The organism is Vibrio sp. 99-8-1 (genome assembly GCF_013114595.1).
Taxonomy (GTDB): domain Bacteria; phylum Pseudomonadota; class Gammaproteobacteria; order Enterobacterales; family Vibrionaceae; genus Vibrio.
On record NZ_VTXE01000017.1, the window covers coordinates 46,129 to 66,151 of the forward strand.

At 41.1% G+C, this 20,023-nt stretch carries 15 protein-coding genes; 9 read left to right on the forward strand and 6 right to left on the reverse strand.

The annotated features are described in order from the left end of the window. Nucleotides 1–17 precede the first annotated feature (17 nt). The 4 genes from F0227_RS11380 to F0227_RS11395 all read right to left on the reverse strand — a co-directional run bounded on the left by F0227_RS11380 (nt 18) and on the right by F0227_RS11395 (nt 6,228). Entirely contained in the window at nt 18–1,709 is a 1,692-nt protein-coding gene (locus tag F0227_RS11380; protein ID WP_171753326.1) for a FapA family protein, read from the reverse strand. A gap of 183 nt (nt 1,710–1,892) precedes the next feature. Continuing rightward, the gene (locus tag F0227_RS11385) at nt 1,893–3,938 is read right to left on the reverse strand and encodes a GNAT family N-acetyltransferase (RefSeq protein ID WP_171753327.1); all 2,046 of its coding nucleotides are present in this window, start codon (nt 3,936–3,938) and stop codon (nt 1,893–1,895) included. 94 nt (nt 3,939–4,032) lie between these two features. After that, a complete protein-coding gene (locus F0227_RS11390) occupies nt 4,033–5,004 on the reverse strand; it encodes a ParB/RepB/Spo0J family partition protein (protein WP_171753328.1) in 972 nt (323 codons plus the stop codon). Nucleotides 5,005–5,010: 6 nt separating this feature from the next. Continuing rightward, nucleotides 5,011–6,228 carry a ParA family protein gene (locus F0227_RS11395; protein WP_171753329.1) on the reverse strand — a complete coding sequence of 406 codons (1,218 nt, stop codon included), beginning with the start codon at nt 6,226–6,228 and terminating at the stop codon, nt 5,011–5,013. A gap of 1,166 nt (nt 6,229–7,394) precedes the next feature. On the opposite strand from F0227_RS11395, the gene F0227_RS11400 reads away from it, so the two are divergent. The 5 genes from F0227_RS11400 to F0227_RS11420 all read left to right on the forward strand — a co-directional run bounded on the left by F0227_RS11400 (nt 7,395) and on the right by F0227_RS11420 (nt 12,339). Continuing rightward, entirely contained in the window at nt 7,395–9,371 is a 1,977-nt protein-coding gene (locus F0227_RS11400) for a replication initiator protein RctB domain-containing protein (RefSeq protein WP_171753330.1), read from the forward strand. A gap of 553 nt (nt 9,372–9,924) precedes the next feature. After that, complete coding sequence (locus F0227_RS11405) at nt 9,925–10,119, forward strand: hypothetical protein (RefSeq protein ID WP_171753331.1); 195 nt, start codon at nt 9,925–9,927, stop codon at nt 10,117–10,119. A gap of 182 nt (nt 10,120–10,301) precedes the next feature. Then, nucleotides 10,302–10,511, forward strand: coding sequence for a DUF3283 family protein (locus tag F0227_RS11410; RefSeq protein WP_171753332.1), 210 nt, complete (start codon nt 10,302–10,304; stop codon nt 10,509–10,511). Nucleotides 10,512–10,593: 82 nt separating this feature from the next. Next, on the forward strand, nt 10,594–11,310 hold the full coding sequence (locus F0227_RS11415; protein WP_171753333.1) for a YebC/PmpR family DNA-binding transcriptional regulator: 717 nt from the start codon (nt 10,594–10,596) through the stop codon (nt 11,308–11,310). A gap of 153 nt (nt 11,311–11,463) precedes the next feature. Further along, the gene (locus F0227_RS11420) at nt 11,464–12,339 is read left to right on the forward strand and encodes an NAD(P)-dependent oxidoreductase (RefSeq protein WP_171753334.1); all 876 of its coding nucleotides are present in this window, start codon (nt 11,464–11,466) and stop codon (nt 12,337–12,339) included. A 99-nt stretch (nt 12,340–12,438) separates the two neighbouring features. On the opposite strand, the gene F0227_RS11425 is transcribed toward F0227_RS11420, so the two are convergent. Beyond that, nucleotides 12,439–13,323 carry a dihydrodipicolinate synthase gene (locus F0227_RS11425; protein ID WP_171753335.1) on the reverse strand — a complete coding sequence of 295 codons (885 nt, stop codon included), beginning with the start codon at nt 13,321–13,323 and terminating at the stop codon, nt 12,439–12,441. 185 nt (nt 13,324–13,508) lie between these two features. Between F0227_RS11425 and F0227_RS11430 the strand changes: the two genes are divergently transcribed. Further along, the gene (locus F0227_RS11430) at nt 13,509–14,384 is read left to right on the forward strand and encodes an AraC family transcriptional regulator (RefSeq protein WP_171753336.1); all 876 of its coding nucleotides are present in this window, start codon (nt 13,509–13,511) and stop codon (nt 14,382–14,384) included. Between the two features lie 159 nt (nt 14,385–14,543). Here the strand turns inward: F0227_RS11430 and F0227_RS11435 are convergent, their stop codons facing one another. Next, a complete protein-coding gene (locus tag F0227_RS11435) occupies nt 14,544–15,425 on the reverse strand; it encodes a LysR family transcriptional regulator (RefSeq protein ID WP_171753337.1) in 882 nt (293 codons plus the stop codon). A 380-nt stretch (nt 15,426–15,805) separates the two neighbouring features. On the opposite strand from F0227_RS11435, the gene F0227_RS11440 reads away from it, so the two are divergent. From F0227_RS11440 to F0227_RS11450, 3 genes are all read left to right on the forward strand, one after another. Beyond that, nucleotides 15,806–16,903 carry an alkene reductase gene (locus F0227_RS11440; protein WP_171753338.1) on the forward strand — a complete coding sequence of 366 codons (1,098 nt, stop codon included), beginning with the start codon at nt 15,806–15,808 and terminating at the stop codon, nt 16,901–16,903. A 16-nt stretch (nt 16,904–16,919) separates the two neighbouring features. Then, nucleotides 16,920–18,011: an alkene reductase gene (locus F0227_RS11445; RefSeq protein ID WP_171753339.1), complete on the forward strand. Its 1,092-nt coding sequence runs from the start codon at nt 16,920–16,922 to the stop codon at nt 18,009–18,011. A 223-nt stretch (nt 18,012–18,234) separates the two neighbouring features. After that, nucleotides 18,235–19,932 carry an EAL domain-containing protein gene (locus tag F0227_RS11450; RefSeq protein ID WP_171753340.1) on the forward strand — a complete coding sequence of 566 codons (1,698 nt, stop codon included), beginning with the start codon at nt 18,235–18,237 and terminating at the stop codon, nt 19,930–19,932. The last annotated feature ends 91 nt before the right edge of the window (nt 19,933–20,023 follow it).

Genomic DNA, 20,023 nt, shown 5'->3' on the forward strand with positions numbered 1-20,023 from the left:
TTAAGGCTTGTTTGCTTTTATAGCTCTTCTTCTCCCTCGCCTTCCTCTGCACCTTCAACCATGGAGCGACATTTAATCTCATATTGATTAAAGGAGAACACACTGGAACCATGCTCTCGTTTTGTAATAACAGATTCGTCTCCATACAAGACAGTGACACGAGTAAAGACATGATTTCTAGCCGTCACCGTATTTTCAGAAAGTAATCGTTCTAACTCAGATTCTGCTCTTTCAAGCTTTGTCTTCGCCTCTTCCATTAATTTACTCAGCTCAGACTTTTTCGTTTCTAAATCAGTAACATCTTTCTCGCTGCGCTCAGATTTAGGGGTTTTCTTTAACTCAATTTCAGCACGGACAGCATCCATGGTATTGTTCTGCGCAACACGATATCTCTCTTTCAGCTCATTAATACCTTGCTTATACTTATTGTAACGGACGAACGCTTGTACCTGAGTTGCCGTATCCCCCTCAACACCCAAGTTTGCACAGAGGATTTTCCCCCCTGCTTTTGTTAAACCGCCGCTTAAGGTCCCTTTCTTTTCACTGGGGTCTATAACAGAAAAATCTCTCGCACACATAATTGTGTTATTCATACTATGCAGCTCTAAACTGATGTCTTTTGTCGCTTGCAAAAATGCATATTGCGCATACTTGGATTTAATACTGCCGTTGGTTTTCACCACACACGCTTTATCTTCACCATCATCGACAGCGTGGCCAATGATGCCTTTACCGACAATAATATCTTCTTGGGCCTGAACATCCGCCGATTCGATGAAACCGCCTACCGTCAATGAACCAGTCGCTCTAACGACCATACCCGGTTCAATATTACCGGATACAACAACGCTTCCTTTAAACTTAACGTGACCTGTCGTTACATCGACTTTCGTTAGGCTTAACGCCGGATCCACATCGACAGAGTTTTTCTTGATGATCGGCATACCGGGGTTACTTGAACGGAGTAAGTTAGGATCGTCTCTATCGTAGGCAGAACCCTTGCCTTCTTTTAGTGGGGTATCTTTACCAGCTTTTGGCTGCAATACATTACCGAGTACGGTAAAACCAGGTTTACCTGATGTGGCAGGGACACGCTTCATCAAGGCTTCTCCTGCAGCAACAGTAATGGTTTCGCCCAAATCTCGCATATCAACTTTGTGGGTTTTAGCATTGGTTTCTTGCGGAGCTAATACTCTGTTATCGACATCTTCAACTAAAGGGACAAATTTGGCATCTTTCCCATGTTTAGCTGCTGTGCCAACGGCAACAGGCTGTTCAAATACTTCTCCCGGAGATAACGTGCTGCTGACGGAGAGAACTTTCTTCAGAGCCAGTTTATTGATGCCTTTCGTCACATGAGCTTCTGCCAGCACTTTAAGTACATCAGGGCCTCTTAATGCCTTGCCTCCATATGCTCCAGTCACTTTCATTGTCGCGACCATATCGTGGTCAGTAATATCCACAATTACTTCTGCGTCTTTCTCTAGAGCAACAACCACCCCTTCATAGGCTGATTTTTTATTTTCTTTTGCAGCTCTTACAAAACGGTTTGCTTCTTCGTCATCATAGAAGAATGCCGCCGCACCCAATGAATTAAGTACGGTATCTAAACCTTGGACGCTAAAAGTAGGCCCAACTTCATCGCCTTTCGGCAGTTGAGCAATAACACTTTTCTTATCATCAGCTAATCGAGTGATCTCTTTCCACATTTCACATAAAGCTCATATCAAGTTTCAGAACCAGTCTAACTAAAGAATGAAACAATTTGTAAAAGTTTAGACAAAAATTAGCATTCCATCACTGTAAAATGTGCATTTTTTTAACCATTGATTTACTTTTGCAGTTTACAGTGTAAATCACACAAAGAGTTTACACTGTAAAACACCCCCACTTTACAGTGTAAATTCCAGCAATAACTGAATATGCTGTCGCAATTCTCTCTCGGTCTGTTTACGACCAGAGTAACCATATAATCTGGCGCAATCCGACCATGTCCGCTTTTGTAACACTTTGCTTATCAATAAATTCGACAGATGTTCGTTGGTGCTGAGCAGTTGCTGCTCAACAAAATCACTTAATAGAAACAGAACACTTTCATAAGAACTTCCACCGCTTGCGTATAAACTTAGTAATTGCAGCTCTGAAGAACTCAACTTATGCGCTGCGACATTATCCGAAGCAAGCATAGATTTAATCAGACTTGTATCTAAACTAGTAAAACTGTCCGCCAATAGTGATAACAAATTACGAGGGAAATAACTCAATGCCGTATCAAGCCATGGCATAGCTTTAACTTGTTTGGCCATTAATAGAGAGTGAGTACCGCTGGCTTTGTCATAACTTGAGCCAAGCCTAACGGGCATGAAATCACTCTTTTGCCAAAAATGCAGTAAATCGCCACTCACACCATAGCTCGTTGCAAAATAACTGGCCGCAAAATCATTACGAGTGATTAACTCATCCAGCATACTCGTTCCGATACCACTATTTTGTAATATTGGTGATACCGCTATGCGCATAATCCGGACACACGGCTCATACAGTGCTTCCTTTAAGCCGTATTGGCTAGCAATCAAAGATGGCGCTAAATGCCCTTTTGGTCTTCTTGAACCAGCCACAATAGCGTTAGCAAGCTCCCCTTCAATATCACCTTCTTGCTTTACGACCAAACAGCCCAAAACAGATTCCTTACAACGCAGCGTATATAAGTGAAGCGACGGGTCATCAAGAATCTGCAACAAATCGTTAGGCGAAGTTTGATAGTGAGCATTAACCAAAAGAGAAAAACAGCGGCTAAATAGCTCTGAGGATTGAAGCAACTCATTTTTGTCGACTAAAGAAAACGACCTGCTATCACTTGAAGATAAAACCGCCTTGTCAGTATCAAGATCATGATTTAACAAAAACAGCTTAAATATCCACTCTTCTAAAGGATCATTTTTGTTCCAGCGTATTGCTTCATTGATATGATAGTGTTTCCATCCCGGCCTATTATCTTGTAACCAAGGATAAAACTTGAGAGTAAATCCTCTTCCACACCCTTCATAACCGTGAATAGTGGTGGAGAGTACAACACGAGGATAACGGCTAACTAACGCTTTAAGCATCGTTATTGGAATCGCAGATGCTTCATCAATCAGCAATAAGTCGCAACAGACTTCTCCCGATAACAGTTCATCAGCAGCAACATAGATCAGTTGGGACTGCTTCCACTGAATAGTGTTTTGCTCAACTAACTCGGCATTAGCCAGATTTAACCTTGCATGTTCAAACAGTGGTGATAATGATTTTCGGGCGGGCGCCGTTACCGCAATAACCATATCTTTTTGCATCATCAATTGCGCAGATGCAATACCGAGAGCGGAACTTTTGCCTCTTCCTCGATCCGCTGTTATAACTAAAGGACGCTTACTGTGTCCTAAGACGACATTATGTATTTGGGCTATCGCGCAATTTTGCTCGTCATAACTTCGCTGCCCCTCGCTCTTTACCCATTGCTGTTTACTATTATCTGCATAAGGTAACTCTGGACAGGGTTGTGCCTGATCCAAAGTAATGCCGTTTTCTAAATGATCAGCAATCCAGCGAGAGGAGTTATTGTCTGACTCTACAAAATGAAAGAAAAACAGTCCGCCACCTTTTAGACAGCCAGACGCCGCAGCCAGGCTATTACCATCGAAGCCGTTAACAGAATCATAGAAAATACAGTCACACTCTTTTCCTAGTAAACTCCTCCCCTGTCGATAAGTTAAATTGGAGATCCCTTCAATCGAACTACCGTCCAATTTAATGACTTCTGAATATCTTTTTTGCCGGATGAAAGAGGTAAAGAGCTGCTCTTTCCACTGCTTGCTCCCTTTCAAACGGACTAAATATCGATGATTCTGTTTTTCAGCCAATTGGGATAGCGAGAGTAGAAACGGTAAGAAAGGCAACATGTGGCATCTAATAATGTAGTGACTAGAAAGCTAATGGTATCACAGAGAAAAAAAAAAGCCGCTAATGCGACTTTTTACTGATTGAGAACAGGGTTTAGTTCAACTTAGATTCAATATAGGCGAGAATATCTGCCACTGTATCATCATCTATTTTTTTCAGTTGTAGAGCCAAATTAGCTCCTTTCCTTGTGTACTGAACTCGCCCTTCTAATAACTCTTTCTTAGCGGTTGTCTCTGTTTTCTTTGGCTGTAACTTTTCGATCCACTCTTCTAACTGCTCAGATACTTCCTTGGTAATTCGAGCAACACCTTGGGCATCACTTTGTTGCCAAATAAAACCACCATTACTATCGCACTTATCGAGTAATGCTTGTTTAGCAGAGTCACCCAACTCATTATATTGTTTATGCAGTCTTACCATTGTTGGTCGACCGAGCTCTGCAACATTAGGGTATGATTGCAACAGAGGCAGAGGCAATGAAGCGGCTTTTAACGCGCCACTCACCAAAGCTTCACTACATTGGAATATCTGAGCTAAGGCTTTTTGATCTTCAGCTTCTCCGCTATCCAATTTTGCTTGCATCTCCTTTCCCTTTTCATAAAGAGATAAAGGCTTATGCGCATTAGCAACATCAGATAAAAACTTAGCTTCTTCGACTCCAATACCATCGGCAACATATATTAGAAAATCTTTCTCAGCCAAGATGCAAGACATACGACGACGGCTACCATCAAGTACTTCAATTTTTCCATTTTTATCACGTCGACCTACTGCCGGATACTGCTGCCCTCTCTCTTTTAGCGTTGCCAATACGTCAGATAGTGCATGCTCATTTAAAAATGACTGCTCACGAGAGTTTTGTTCAAAAACACAAGTATCAGAGGCCACTTTATCCGCAGGTATAGTCATTAGCTCAAATTGAACTAACTCTTTTCCAGCAACAGCAAGTTCTATGACTTGAGCTTTATCTTTCGCTGCTGTCTGCGCTTGCTGCGGAGTTGTTGCTCTGCGCTTATTCGCTTTTCCAAATAACTTAGCATTAAGTTCAGAAGTTTTAATTGCCATCTTTCTTTACTCTTGGTTTAGTGAATTCCAATAACTGTGTAATACTCGCTCAAGTTCCAACGCACTCTTTTGAATTGCGTCTTGAGCTGTAGCTAACGTTTTTTTGCCACCTTCAAAGTCACCAACCGTTAGATCAAAAACAGTACTATACGTATCCGCACAGGTTTCAAAGGCCCGACTTCGAGGAATCGTCGCCATCATAACCTGATCATTCAATAAATAGTTCATTTCCGTCAACACAGAAACTTGCTTTTTATTATCATCTTCAAACATTGTTGGCATGAGTCGAACAAACTCTAAGCCCTTCCAATCCTCAGGGAACATCTCATATACAGTAGGCAAATGCTGGAAAAAGTTTACTGTCGAGGCCCAATCCAAACGTTTGGCGGCACAAGGGATTAACAAAGCATTGGATGCATACATTGCATTCCATACCAGCGGATCAACGTGTGGCCCTGTATCTATCATTATAATATCGAAATCATCAGATATCTTTTCGATCAAATTTTCTTTCAACAAACGAACAATATCAAGAGACTGGTTTTCTGATAAATACTGCCAAGCTTCAGCATTAAACATCGCATCTTCAGGAAATGCAGAGATAGTTTTTAGATTTGGATACTGTGTTGGTAGCAGTACATTTTTATTTAAGAACTCACGGTCAACAACCGTCCCCTCAGGTACATTCTCAAGCATCACATCTACGGCAGAGTAAATATTATCATGCTCTTCCATGCTTATCTGAGGGTTAAGGAAAAGTCTCAGTGAGCCTTGTGGGTCTAAGTCGATTAAACAGATACGATAACGCTTATCAAGATTCAGTGCTAAACAGGCAGCAAGATGAACCGCAGACATAGATTTGCCCGTTCCACCTTTCTGATTTTGAACATTAATAACCCAAGGTTTGTTATTCTCACTCTGCTTTCTTTGATGGAAAGCCGGGACCTTCGCCGCATCCATTAGCATATGAGCTTCAGCTAACGAAATAGAATAGTGGTTAGCATTATTTTTAGTAAACTGATGACCATTTTCTTCCAGCTTACTAATCGCATCATCCAACTTTCTACGAGTAAGACCAGAACGTGTTTCCATTAGCGCTTTAGACATAGGAGGAAAATGATCTTCACTGCGCTCTTCTAATACAATCTCAATACGGTCTGCTTGAACTTGTTTTGTTTGCTCTGCCAACTGATATAGATTATCAATGGTTTTTTCACGTTTCATCAGCTTATACCTTAACTTAAATGCATGGACATGATTGTACAACATTAAAAGAACATTTCAATAAATAGCTGAACATTCATTTTAGAGCAACATCACAAGCATAGAATATATTTTCCTCTAAAAGCCTCTTAGTTTTGATGAAAATTTGCTAAATTTAATTCAAGTAAAGCTACTCAAATTCCCTCAGAATTAAAATGTCACAGCGTCACTTATTTACAGTGTAAAATTGATTTTTTTACGGAACGATAACAAATAGTAGATAAACTACGGGAGATGTGTGTTGAACTGTAAATACTGCCACATACTCTCGCTAACTTGCCACCCATTAGGGAAGAATGATCAAGGGAGCACCTTGATCATTCTTTCGCTTCAACTATAAACAGCCGAAACGATGATCAAGAGTAAAAGTGTATATTTACTAAGCAAATAAAATAAAGATAAAGAGATCAATAATCGGATCAATGATCAAGGGGATGTATCGTTACGGAAGCATGTAAAAAACACGGTAAATTACGGCGAGTGCTTATTGAATGAGGGATCTGACATTGTTTTCCTGCTCCATCGCCAACTGGATTTGCCATAAAGTGAAATCAATACGGTTAATAAATCTCTTGATCATGCTTCCCGATATTGTGCATATCCCTTTGCAACAAGGTGTTACCTGCTATTTTGCATTCCAATACTTGAGTAACAACCAAACCAAAGCAATAGGCCAATCTTTCATACCTTGATCATGCTTCTAGAACATAAAACTCAAACAAACTAACCGTTCGAGATAAATATGATTAACAATAATCCATATTTCTGTGGATAAAGTGTGTAAAGTTCTTGATCATGCTTTCATACAAACAGTGATCATTTATTCGAAGATCGTTTGATCATTGTTTCAAGAAGTAATGATCATTCTTGCAGGCTTTCCTTGATCACTATCCCGAAATCACCATGATCATGCGTCCGAATATGGCTAATTTTTTTTCATTAAGATACAAAGAGTTAAAGATAATTTTACGCCCGGATCATTAGATCACTATATCAATATAGATCATATTAATCATTATGATCAGTTATAAACCAACAAACAAAATTTCTCTTTATTTATGATCTAATTTTATTTACTCTTTGGAACTATAACCTTTTTACGGCATATGAAAAATGGATTGTCTTAAATGAAGTCTGAAGAAAAAATATTAATTCGTTTACCAAGAAATCATAAAGATGGCCATCTATTTGCCGTTTCACAAAACGCAGTTGATTGGATCGAACAATATCAACACTTTAAAGGCGTCACTAAAAGTATTTTAGAATTGTTGAATCTAATCTCTTTAAGAGGGTTAAGCAGTAAAGATGGTTATGTCTCTACAACAGAAATAGTTGAAGCAACGGATAGACACCTTACGCGAGCAGCCATTCAACAAAGATTAAGAGCCGCGGTAAGTATCGGACTATTTACTCAAACGCCGGTTAAGTTCGAAGAAGGGTTGGCAGGAAAAACGATGCTGCATAGCTTTGTTAATCCAAGCCAATTGGTGTCTGTATTAGGCGCCTCAAGTTTGATGACGGAAACGTCTAAACAGACCGAGAAACAGAAACGATCAAAAGCGCTCGCTCAAACACAAGTGAACCGACGTTTATTAACAGAATACGGCCTGCAAACGCCACCAGCAATGAAGGATGAAGCGGATCAATTTATTGTTTCCCCTACAAACTGGGCAGGGATCATTGATCAAGCATTAGCGCCACCAAGAACAAGAAAAAGCTATCAAAAATCGATGGTCTCTATTTCAGGATCAAGAGCCATCATTGAGACACGATCATCAAAAAATATCATGACCGTTGATGATCTAATGACTCTGTTTGCTCTGTTTACATTAACGGTGCAATACCATGAGCACCACCAAGACGACTATCATATCAACGCTCAGCAGACCCCCAACAAAACGCCTCTGTATATAACCGACATCCTATCAATGAGAGGTAAAAAAGACAGTGGCCCTGCGAGAGACTCGATCCGGGAAAGTATCGATCGTATTGAATTTACCGACTTTCAATTGCATGAACTTGCCGGACGTTGGTTAAGTGAAAATATGCCCGAAGGGTTTAAAAGTGATCGTTTCCGTTTTTTAGCTCGTACCATCACTGCGTCAGAAGAAGCGCCATCTGAAGATGCATCTGGTGAAATCCGAATTAAACCCAATTTGTATATTTTAGTTTGGGAGCCATCATTTTATGAAGAGTTGCTAACAAAAGATTACTTCTTCTTGTTTCCACCAGAGATATTGAAACAACATACATTAGTGTTTCAACTGTACTCATTTTTCCGTAGCCGAATGTCACGAAGATTTACGGATTCACTGTTATTAAGTGAGTTAAATCAAAAGCTCGCAAGAAATATTGAGTGGCGTAAGTTCTCATCTGAGTTGATTCGAGAGCTGAAGAAATTATCTAAAGATGACAGTACAGATACGCTGTTTACCGTTAACCTGTGGGGTTATCACTTAGTGATATCTGAGATTGAAACAAAAGGTAAGATCTCTGATTACCTGTTGGATATAAAATGTAATGTGGAAGAGGTACTACGTTACTCTAGAGCAAGAACCACCAATGCCGGTAAACGCAATATGGCGCCAACGTTACCGAACCCTCTTCGTAACGAATTGGTTTCAAAGCAGAAATTGGATGAACTGGCTGAAATTATTGATGGTGAGTTTGAACCGATTCAACGTAAACCCTCTAAATCAGGGGGCCGTTTGGGGCGAAGAGTTAAGTTACGTAAGCACCTTGTTGAGATCAATGCCGATGAACTAACCATTACTTTATCGAAATATACCTCAAATGAAGCTCTAGAAAGAGCTGTAACGGCTCTTTCTGCAATGACCGGGCATTCACCTTCCTCGATTCAAACAGAGTGTCAGGAGCTCATAGAGAAGCTGGACTGGTTAAAAGTGGGCGATGATATTATCGATTATGAAATTCTTAGTAAGACAATCGAGTTATTTAACGCTCAATCTACCAATAAGCACCTTTCAATTGAAAGGTTGATATCCGGCCTTGCGGTAAGGCGTAAAGTCTCTAAGTCCATTTTACAGGGACATCTGGATGAAGAAGTCTTTAGGACTTTAGATGATGTTGCGATAGGAATTTAGTCAACTACGGACAGAATACTAACATAACCCTGACACTCGGTTTTGGTTGCCAAGTAAACTTAACGACGAATAGACAACCCTTTATCCATATCTAATTATAGATTGGCTCATGTAGTTACATTTATTTATGATTTTTAGCGAGTACTTGTACTCGCTTTTTTTTTGCCTGTTCAAAATTGAATGCCTTGATCATCGTTCCAGAAAATTAGACATTATTGACGTTTGATATGATGCCATCGACAAAAGTTTGTTGTAAAAAGTATTCGAGAAAGGTCAACAAACTCTGGTTTGATATTGAAATTTACCGTCAGGAGTTTGGTTTAGCTCAATTGAGAGGATGCAATAGCGAGACCTAGCTCTCATTACATTTATTGCGCGGAATCTTTTAAGAATATGACTGAAATTTCTTTTAAGCAAAGCCTTAATGACAGATTTATAAACTTCATTATAGAAGTTATGCCTAGTTCACATTCTTAACCAGATTCTCTTAACAAAGAAATGGCACTTTGCTAAATAAGCAGTGTCCCTAATGGGGTTTTGAACGGAGGTATGTATGTCTATCAACTCAATTGATCATGACGAAATGACAAACATTGCATCTAATTGGGACTTCACGGAAGAAGACACCAAGCAATCAAAGAAGAACGTTAAGTCAGCTGAAGCTCGTCGTCGTATTGAAGCGATGCGCGAAATTCGCGAAAGCGGCTTAACATTAGAGGAAGCCGAGGAGATGGGCTTACTTCATTGATAGCAATTAAGATTGCAAGTTTCGCTATGGGCGACCAAATGGTCGCCCTTGTCATTTGTCTCAGCCTAGTGGCGAAGCTCGGAAAAGCGTAAAAATAACCATTTCGTTAACGTTCTAGTATTCACTAGTTTCTTACCTCTGTGTTATATTGCTCGCCTCAGAAATAATCGATGAATAAACCCATGTCTGTAAATCTATCTTTGTTAGCTGCCAATGAAAAACAGCTCATAGAGCTTGATAAACAAGCGTCATTTTTAGTTTGGAAATTAAAACAAGCAAAAGTGGGCCCAGAAGAAATTATTGCCCAATCTGCTAAGCTAAAAAGTGATGAAGAGAGAGCATGTTTTGAACAGTCGATCGAGAAATACAAGAGAGTAATGGGCGTAATGTAACGCTGGTTGCTCTTACAAATTGAATTGATTTTGCTTTTTGCTAAAATCTGCCCGAATAATTTGAATCAGAGAGAACATCCCGATGGGAAGAAGTTTTGAAGTGCGCAAGGCCTCAATGGCTAAAACTCAAGGCGCAAAAATTAAAGTCTATTCCAAATACGGTAAAGAAATTTACATGTCAGCTAAAAATGGTGGCGCGGACCCTGACATGAACCTTTCGCTTAAGCATTTGATCGCGAAAGCTAAAAAAGACCAAGTACCTGCACACGTTATTGATAAAGCGCTAGATAAAGCGACAGGTGGTGGCGGTGAAGATTACCAACCCGCTCGTTATGAAGGATTCGCTCCAGGTGGCGCAAGTGTGATAGTGGATTGTTTAACCGATAATGGCAATCGTACCTTCCAAGATGTTCGTCAATGCTTTGTTAAAACGGGTGCAAAAATAGGCAGCCCAGGTACTACCGCACATATGTTTGACCACCAAGCTGTTTTGCAGTTTAAAGGAGAAGACGAAGAAGCGGTACTAGAAGCCTTAATGATGGAAGATGTGGATGTTACTGATATAGAGCTAGAAGATGGTGTTATCACGGTTTTTGCTCCGCATACTGAATTCTTTAAAGCGAAAACAACACTGAACGCTGAATTTCCAGATGTCACTTTAGATGTTGAAGAAATTACTTTTGTGCCGCAAACCAACACGCCAATTAATGGTGATGACGCGGAAAGGTTCCAAAAGTTCTTAGATCTTCTTGATGAGTGTGATGATGTTCAGCAGGTTTACCACAACGCTGAGCTGTAATTCCCCTTTGATACAAAGATTAAACCGGGCAGCTCGCCCGGTTTTTTTATGTTCATATGTTGTGGTATTTATGTTCATATATCGTAATGAACAACAAAGCTTCACGCATTAAAGCTGTCGCAGTGATGCACAAGTCGAATAAAGGAATAGATAATGAAAATTAGTTTTATTGGCCTAGGTGTCATGGGTTATCCAATGGCTGGCCATCTGCAGAACGCAGGGTTTGAGGTCACGGTTTATAACCGCACCACGGAGAAAGCGGCTAAATGGGCTAAACAGTATGGTGGATCCTATTGTGAGACCGTTGCAGAGAGCGTACAGGATGCCGATATTGTTGTTTGCTGTGTTGGTAATGATAATGATGTACGAAGCGTGACAACGCATTCTGACGGCGCTATTACTGCGATGAAGAGTGGGACGATACTGGTGGATCACACTACGACATCTGCGGAATTAGCGGAAGAGCTATCTGTTGCTTGTCAAGAAAGCGGGATTCGCTTTATGGATGCGCCTGTTTCTGGTGGACAAAGCGGAGCAGAAAATGGCTTGTTAACCATTATGTGTGGCGGTTCAGAACAGGACTTTGATAGGTTGCAGACCGTATTTGATGCGTATGGTAAGTCATCAGTATTAATGGGCGGTGTAGGGCAGGGGCAACGTGCTAAAATGGTCAATCAAATATGCATTGCCGGAACGCTGGCTGGTCTCTCTGAAGGGCTGATATTGGCAGAGAAGTCCGGTTTAGATATCTCGTCGTTAATTTCCTGCTTAAAAAATGGCGCCGCTGGTTCATGGCAGATGGAGAACCGAGCTGACACCATGGCCAAAGACAGCTTTGATTTTGGTTTTGCCATCGACTGGATGATAAAAGATCTCGGGTTCTGTTTAGATGAAGCCAAGCGACAAGGTCTTCAATTACCACAAACCGAAAAAGCGACAAATCAATATAAGCAGTTATCTGAGCAAGGTTTCGGCCGTATGGACACGTCGGTTCTGATTAAAGCAATTCGAGAAGAGACGGAAAAATAAATATTGTCTGCATTTATCCGATAAAAATAAAGCCAGCATATTGCTGGCTTTATTGATTTTTCGGCCAGATTCTAGCCACCGACGACCTTGTGTTGGTCACTAACGTCGGTTGGCCATCCTCTTATATTGGTGGCGTCGGCCTCGTAATGTTATCCCCAAACGCATGATATTTTCTGGTATCGCCAAGCCGGAATAACCACTGTCACCAATGTGCACAATGTCTGCGCCAGCAGCCTTCGATTCCATGGCCACTTTTTCAATATAACTTTCACAACTTCCCTCTTGCGAGGTGCCAATTGCGAGCATGCCGAGTAGCCCTGCTTTGTGAACTTCATTCATCATCTGCTGCGCAAGCGCGGCATTGACACCGGGAGTGGTATAAGGTGCCGGAAACATGACAATATCTGCTCCTGCCGATGCAAAATCCGCGACAATATCTAAGTTGTAATCATTTCCAACGCCTGAGCCATGCATTTTTCCTGCGATGATGATGATCTCTTTGGAGACACTCCGGACTAACTTAATGCCGTCAAGGATGGTTTGTTGGGTTACCTTCATGCCGGGATTGCCCGTTAACATGATGTAGTTCATGCCCAACTCTATGGCGTTATTAATGGTCTCTTTAGAGAGCGTTCTGCCTGCTTCTATATTGACGTCAACCTCGTTAGGAACAGGTTCTAGGTTACACCCCAAAAGACGGCCAGTGCATTGCTTAACTTGCTCAATGTTCATCTCTTGCGCTGTGTCATGAAGGTTAATTTTTACTGATGGGTTATATAGATTCAATAAATTGAGTGTGATCATATCTGCACCAAACGCAGCAGCAAGCTCAGCATTACTAACGACATCAACCGTTGGAATGGCAGAAGCAATGGTTTCTACCATCATTGTTCGCCCTTCCGAGAGTCGAATAGAATCGAGTAGCTGTTGTCTTGTCGCTGTGGTTATATCTTGATGAGTTAAATCAAATATTCGTTTGTTCATTGTTACTCCCAACATGTTAGAAGGTGGATAGTGTCTATTTGCTTAACCGTACTTTATCGCTGCGCCGGACGGTAATTCAGTACATTACTGTCAATGATCAGTACTATTTTATCTGCTGCTGTTTATTTGTGGATTTTTAGTACTATATTGTCATTTATGAATCGTATATTGCTATCGTTAAGTAGATGAAAAGCCCTTTAGATAAAGTTCCAACACGGCCTGGTATGTCGTGGCGTTATAAACACTGCCAATACCAATCGTTACAGCAGCCGTATCATCATCATAGTGAGTTTGAGATCGCCTTGCATATTGGTGCCGAAGGGGTATTGCAACTGAACCAACAACAGTTTGTGATCGAGAGTAACTGTCTATTGCTGTTACCGCCAAGAACTTCCCATTGTTATGATCAAACCGCTAAAGATGGCGTTGAAGCGAACAGTCATTTTATTTGGTTTCGAGCTGATTGGTTGGGCAATATGGCATTCAGTTGTGAAGAGTTTCGACATTTGAATGATAGGCTGAAGAGCGCTCGCTATGGGCTTCGTTTTAGTGAGGAGACTGCACAACAAGCTGTGAAACTTTTAAGTGAGCTTGATTGTGGTAAGGCTAAACTGGCTCAGTTAGCGGCCTTTATTGAGCTGCTGAGTTTGCTTTGTCAGGATACGAGTACGGTTCCTTTATTAGTGAGTCAGCCTATGTTGCCAACAGCTAAGGAGACTGATGAGGTAAGTAAAATAGAAAAACTTGCCAGATTTATTGATAGTCATTTCGCATATCCGCTTACCTTGTCACAACTGGCGGATCATATGTGCATGAGCCAGAGTAGCGTACACCGGTTTTTTATACTTCATTTTGGCGAAACCTTTACGCAACGACTAAAGAAAACCAGATTAAGTTACTCTGCTCAATGGTTAGTTGATACCGATGATAGTATTGCGGTGATCAGCCAAAAGTCGGGTTACCAGAATCAGGCTAATTTTAATCGTCAATTTAAGCAATATCATGGCCTCACTCCCCGTGAATATCGACATAAGTTTAAGTTGGGTTTGCAGTTACCATAATTTTAGTTTAACAAAGCTAGTTCATTTACAGTGTAAATACACTTTGCCTAGCTTTACCGCTTCGTTAAATTGACTTTTTTCTCTTCACCAATTCGTAAGCCATGCGTTTTTTATGGGCAATGCGCCCTCGGCTATCTCATGGGCTGACTTTATATATCACTATAAATTGAGATGCTTTTTGAGAAAGTCTATAAAAACCGAGACTCTGCAAGCTACTGATGAAGATTTATAATAAACCGCGTTTATCTGTTCTCGATCTGGCATAGTAACCCTGTCTGTTATTAATAACGGAACCAGAGCTCCTTGCTCTATATCTTTATGCACCATAAAGTTCGATAAACAAGCAATACCAATGCCGGAGAGCGCCAACTGGCGAACGGCTTCGCCATTACTGGCAGATATAGAAGGCTCTATATATTCACACCCTTTTAGCCCCCACTGATTTAACACTTTTGGGCCACTGAATCCAATAAGTGAATGGTGGTTGAGTTCTTCTACCGAGTTAGGGGTGCCATGATTTGCCAAGTAATCCTTGGAAGCGACGATATGAAGAGGGCTGTGCCCCAAGCTTCTCGCGCTTAATGTGGAGTCGGGCATTTTCCCGATTCTGATGGCAATGTCTGTTTTGTTTTCAAGCAAATCGACAAACTCTTCATTAGAAGTGAGATCCAGCGTGATCTGAGGGTATTCAGATTTGAATTTTTCAACTAAAGGAATGATCTGATGGATAATAAATGGACTTGCTGCGTCAATTCTTAGTTTACCTTTTGGAGCCTCTCCTAGAATTAGTAAGGACTCTTCGACCTGTTCAATCTCTTGTAGGGACTTTCTGATAGAAGAAACAAAGTAATGACCTTCATCTGTGAGGTTAAGTCGTCGTGTTGTTCTATTGAGTAAGGTCACTCCTAACTTTTTCTCCAGCTTGTTTACCACTCGAGAAACCTTAGCAACCTGAACATTCAAAGCGACTGCCGCAGCTGAAAAGCTTCCGTGATCAACAACAGCGACAAAGATTTCCAGTTCATCGGAGCGAGTAAGCATACCTTCTTCCTTACGTTACATAGCGATTACGTTTATTTATGACAATAATAGCATCCGCATAGACAAGGCAAGCACTATCACTTATACAAAAGAGTATGGTTTATTTTGCAATAATCCAGATTGATAAAATTTCGCTAGCAGTTAGGGGCGAACTCAGTTGATACGCCGTATCAGAAGAAGCTATTGGTTATTTATACCGACATAACTAAAGATTAATTCGCCACCTGTAACTGACTTTTTCCGCAAAATTCATTTATCAAAATTGCCGTTTTATCTGTTTATTTTTGTCGTTACAGCAAAATTGAATTGTATTTTCTGGTCTAAATAGCCATCAAGCAACTTGTTATCATGCCTTCACTCTACATTAGAAGGTTTTTACTATGACTACATCTCTGTTTCAGCCATTGCAGTTAGGAAACATCACGCTAAAAAATCGCATTGTCATGCCTCCGATGACTCGTTCTCGTGCCAGTCGACCCGGAGATGTTGCGAATGAAATGATGGCCGCTTATTACGCACAGCGTGCGACAGCAGGCCTAATCGTATCTGAAGGCACACAAATATCAGAAATGGGTAAAGGTTATGCGTGGACTCCCGGTATCTATAGCGCGCAACAGATTTCTGGTTGGAAAAAAGTAACAGATGCAGTGCACGCTAATGATGGAGTTATTTTTGCGCAGCTTTGGCATGTTGGCCGTGTCACTCATCCAGAAAACATTGGCGGCCAACAACCTATCTCATCATCAGCCATCAAGGCTGAAAATGTTAAAGTTTTCCTTGATAACGGCACTGATGAGCCGGGTTTTGTTGATGTCGTTGAACCTCGCGCAATGACAATTGAGGAGATTAAGCAGGTGGTTTCTGACTATCGTCAAGCCGCTCTTAATGCCATTGAAGCTGGATTTGACGGCATTGAACTGCATGCCGCGAATGGATATCTGATTAACCAATTTATTGATTCTGAAGCGAACAGTCGCACGGATGAATACGGTGGTAGCCTCGAAAACCGGCTGCGTTTTCTTGATGAAGTAGTCGCAGCAATGGTTAATGCCATTGGGGCGGAGCGTGTCGGTGTTCGTTTGGCTCCATTAACAACGCTTAATGGGACGGTTGACGCAAATCCTATCAAGACTTATACCGCTGCGGCTTCATTGCTGAATAAACACAATATTGTTTATTTACATATTGCTGAGGTTGACTGGGATGATGCTCCGGATACGCCTATATCATTTAAACAAGCACTTCGTGAAGTTTATCAGGGGGTACTTATCTATGCAGGTCGTTATAACGGTGACAAAGCGCTACACGCCATTGATTCAGGTTTGGCAGATATGATCGGTTTCGGTCGGCCGTTTGTTTCAAACCCTGATTTACCAGAACGTATCGAAAAAGGTTACCCGCTGGCAGTGCATGATCCAAGCACACTGTTTGGTGGAGCTGAAAAAGGCCTGATTGACTATCCAACTTATTCGAAATAATAGGAGAACAGTAAAAATGTTGTTTGATTCATTTAAGTCCGGAGATTTCTCCGTTGAAAACCGTATTGCAATGGCACCAATGACTCGCTCTCGTACTAGTCAGCCTGGTGATGTACCAAATGATTTAATGGCAACTTACTATGGGCAAAGAGCCACGGCAGGATTGATCATTACGGAAGGTGCGCCTATTTCTGATGTTGGTCGAGGTTATTCGATGACACCGGGTATCTATACCAAACAACATATTGAAGGCTGGAAAAAAGTAACCAGAGCCGTTCATGATAAAGGGAGCAAGATTTTTATTCAGCTATGGCACGTTGGCCGTAGAAGCCACTCTTCTATATCGGGTGAACAACCAGTGTCTGCTTCAGCCATTAAGGTCGCGGATCAAGTCTTTGGCCCAATTGCTGGTGGCTTTGGTATGGTAGAAACTGAAGTCCCACGTGAGATGACGGTAATGGATATTCAAAACACCATTTCTGATTTTGTTCAAGCCGCCAATAACGCCATGGAAGCTGGATTTGATGGTGTTGAGATTCATGCTGCACATGGTTATCTGCTTGATGCTTTTATGCGTAAGGAGAGTAATCAACGTCAGGATCAATATGGTGGTAGCCAAGAGAACCGAATGAGATTTATGCTGGAGACCCTTCAGGCAGTGTCTGACGCAATTGGGGGGGATAAAGTTGCGGTGCGTGTATCGCCTCATGTGATTGAAGGGTTCGCTGAAGAGGATCCTGAAATTGTGGATGTCACTTTGAAAGCGTTAGAAAAAATGCTGGCTAATGATCTCGCCTATGTGCATTTCTCTGAGCGAATTTCACGTTATGTTGATGTTCCGGAATCCTTCCGTAAACAGGTGCGAGAGGTATACCCGAATCCAATTATGATCGCAGGTAAACTTACCGTTGAAGATGCACAAGATCTTATCAAAAAAGGTTATTGTGACTTTGCTGCTTTCGGTACACCTTATGTGACTAACCCTGATTTGGTCGAGCGTTTTAAAAATGATTGGCCACTGATGGACTTTGATGCTGATGCTCGTTTAACACTCTATGGTGGTAGCGAAAGAGGTTACATCGACTATCCAACTTATCAAGAGTCTTAATTAGAGCTTCCTATCTAGCCGTTGTTCGGTATCAATGGCTAGGTATTGTTTTACTTATTACTGCTATATCACTTTTATTTACAGTGTAAATTTTTATATGATCAACAAAGGATCCTTCCTGTCTGTTAATTAATCGATTTCCCCGTTAGTTCTGCTACTTTTAATTGTATAAAGATAAAAAATAACAAAATAAAAATGTCAGCTTGGATCGGGAAGGTAGAGATTGAAAAATGATAAAGAGTTATTAGAGCAGGACGAACGTAGATTTATACAATTAATAGGAAGCTTATCCAAGGTCGCGGTACAAGGCTACAGTGTGGATAGAGAGGTGATCTATTGGAATGCAGCCAGCACACAATTATATGGTTACAGTCAACAAGAGGCACTAGGTAAACGTTTAGAAGAGTTGATTATCCCTGAACCAATGCGGGATGCGGTGGTGGGGTTTCATACCGACTGGGTTACCAATGGTAACGCTATTCCAGCTGCTGAGCTTAAGCTACTGCATAAAAATGGTTATCTCGTTCCTGTTTTTTCTATGCATATTATGCTCAAAGAGTGGACAGACGTGCCTGAGATGTTTTGTATCGATATTGATATGACTGAACAGCATAAGGCGGTAACTGAGTTAGAACGGCTTGCGATATCAGATACTCTCACCAAACTGCCTAATCGACGGTTTCTTGAAGAAGAACTTGAGAGGCGAATAACTGAAGCAAAGCGCTTTGAACAAAAAGTGGCTGTCTTGTTTATAGATTTAGATCTCTTCAAAGAGGTGAATGACACCATGGGTCATGCTTTTGGTGATCAACTATTGATCCAAGTGTCAGATCGACTTCGGAATAAGCTCAGAAAATACGATACCTTATCAAGATTTGGTGGTGATGAGTTTGTGGTGATATTGCCAAATATTGGTGATAAAGCAGATGTCGAAGCGGCCGCCAATAAGCTTTTAAATCAGTTTACTAAGAGCTTCCTTGTGGCGGAACAAAATATCTATAGTTCCGCCAGTATCGGTATCAGCATATTTCCGGATGATGCCACTACTACTGAACGTCTATTACAGCATTCAGATACCGCTATGTACCAAGCTAAAATGGCGGGTCGAAATCGATTTCTGTTTTTTAATAAAGAGATGAATGACCGCATGCTGTTTGAGCGAGAGGTGGCTAATCAACTAAAAGAGTCGCTGGTGGCAGGGGGATTCGAGTTAGTTTATCAACCCAAAGTGGATCTGTTAGACAATAAAGTGACAGCCTGTGAAGCTCTGTTACGTTGGCATCGTTCTCCTACATTAGAGAGTGCTTCCCCTGCGGTATTTATCCCGATTGCTGAACGATCCGATTTGATTATATTGATCGGTAACTGGGTGCTTAAAGAGGCGTGTAGACAACTTTCGGTTTGGAGAAAGCAGGGTTATCATCAGATAAAAGTCGATATTAATGTTTCAAGTAAGCAACTCGTAAACAGTGATTTTTTCGACCTGTTTTATGAAACGCTAGAATTTTTCGACTTATCAGAAAAAGACATCGGTATTGAAATAACGGAACATACATTGTTGAAAGCCAACGACGAGTTACTGGCGCGTTTAAACGAGCTTAGAGCACGAGGAACAGAAATATCCATCGATGACTTTGGCACCGGTTATTCGTCGCTTAGCTATTTAACCACGTTTCCGGCAACGCACTTAAAAATAGATCGTTCATTTATTTCTGGTCCCGCCAATAGCCGAGAGAATCGAATTATTATTGAAGCCATTACTGATGTTGGAAAAAAATTGAATTTTCAAATGGTTGCCGAAGGTATTGAAACATTAGATCAGGCTAGATTTTGTGAACAACTAGGCTGTGAAATTGCACAAGGCTATTGGTTTTATAGGCCTCTCAATGCCGGTGATATGACAGATCTTCTGCAGAACTAGTCTGTATTAAGTTTGCGGTTAAATTCATCATTTTATGCTCAACGGTTTGTTTGCCTCCCTTGGTATAGCCGCCGTGATTGTCAATAAGAGG

Bases quoted from the DNA above. Each gene is read 5' to 3' on its own strand.
- F0227_RS11380 (WP_171753326.1), bottom strand. From the start codon at position 1,709: ATGTGGAAAGAGATCACTCGATTAGCTGATGATAAGAAAAGTGTTATT.
- F0227_RS11385 (WP_171753327.1), bottom strand. From the start codon at position 3,938: ATGTTGCCTTTCTTACCGTTTCTACTCTCGCTATCCCAATTGGCTGAA.
- F0227_RS11390 (WP_171753328.1), bottom strand. From the start codon at position 5,004: ATGGCAATTAAAACTTCTGAACTTAATGCTAAGTTATTTGGAAAAGCG.
- F0227_RS11395 (WP_171753329.1), bottom strand. From the start codon at position 6,228: ATGAAACGTGAAAAAACCATTGATAATCTATATCAGTTGGCAGAGCAA.
- F0227_RS11400 (WP_171753330.1), top strand. From the start codon at position 7,395: ATGAAGTCTGAAGAAAAAATATTAATTCGTTTACCAAGAAATCATAAA.
- F0227_RS11405 (WP_171753331.1), top strand. From the start codon at position 9,925: ATGTCTATCAACTCAATTGATCATGACGAAATGACAAACATTGCATCT.
- F0227_RS11410 (WP_171753332.1), top strand. From the start codon at position 10,302: ATGTCTGTAAATCTATCTTTGTTAGCTGCCAATGAAAAACAGCTCATA.
- F0227_RS11415 (WP_171753333.1), top strand. From the start codon at position 10,594: ATGGGAAGAAGTTTTGAAGTGCGCAAGGCCTCAATGGCTAAAACTCAA.
- F0227_RS11420 (WP_171753334.1), top strand. From the start codon at position 11,464: ATGAAAATTAGTTTTATTGGCCTAGGTGTCATGGGTTATCCAATGGCT.
- F0227_RS11425 (WP_171753335.1), bottom strand. From the start codon at position 13,323: ATGAACAAACGAATATTTGATTTAACTCATCAAGATATAACCACAGCG.
- F0227_RS11430 (WP_171753336.1), top strand. From the start codon at position 13,509: ATGAAAAGCCCTTTAGATAAAGTTCCAACACGGCCTGGTATGTCGTGG.
- F0227_RS11435 (WP_171753337.1), bottom strand. From the start codon at position 15,425: ATGCTTACTCGCTCCGATGAACTGGAAATCTTTGTCGCTGTTGTTGAT.
- F0227_RS11440 (WP_171753338.1), top strand. From the start codon at position 15,806: ATGACTACATCTCTGTTTCAGCCATTGCAGTTAGGAAACATCACGCTA.
- F0227_RS11445 (WP_171753339.1), top strand. From the start codon at position 16,920: ATGTTGTTTGATTCATTTAAGTCCGGAGATTTCTCCGTTGAAAACCGT.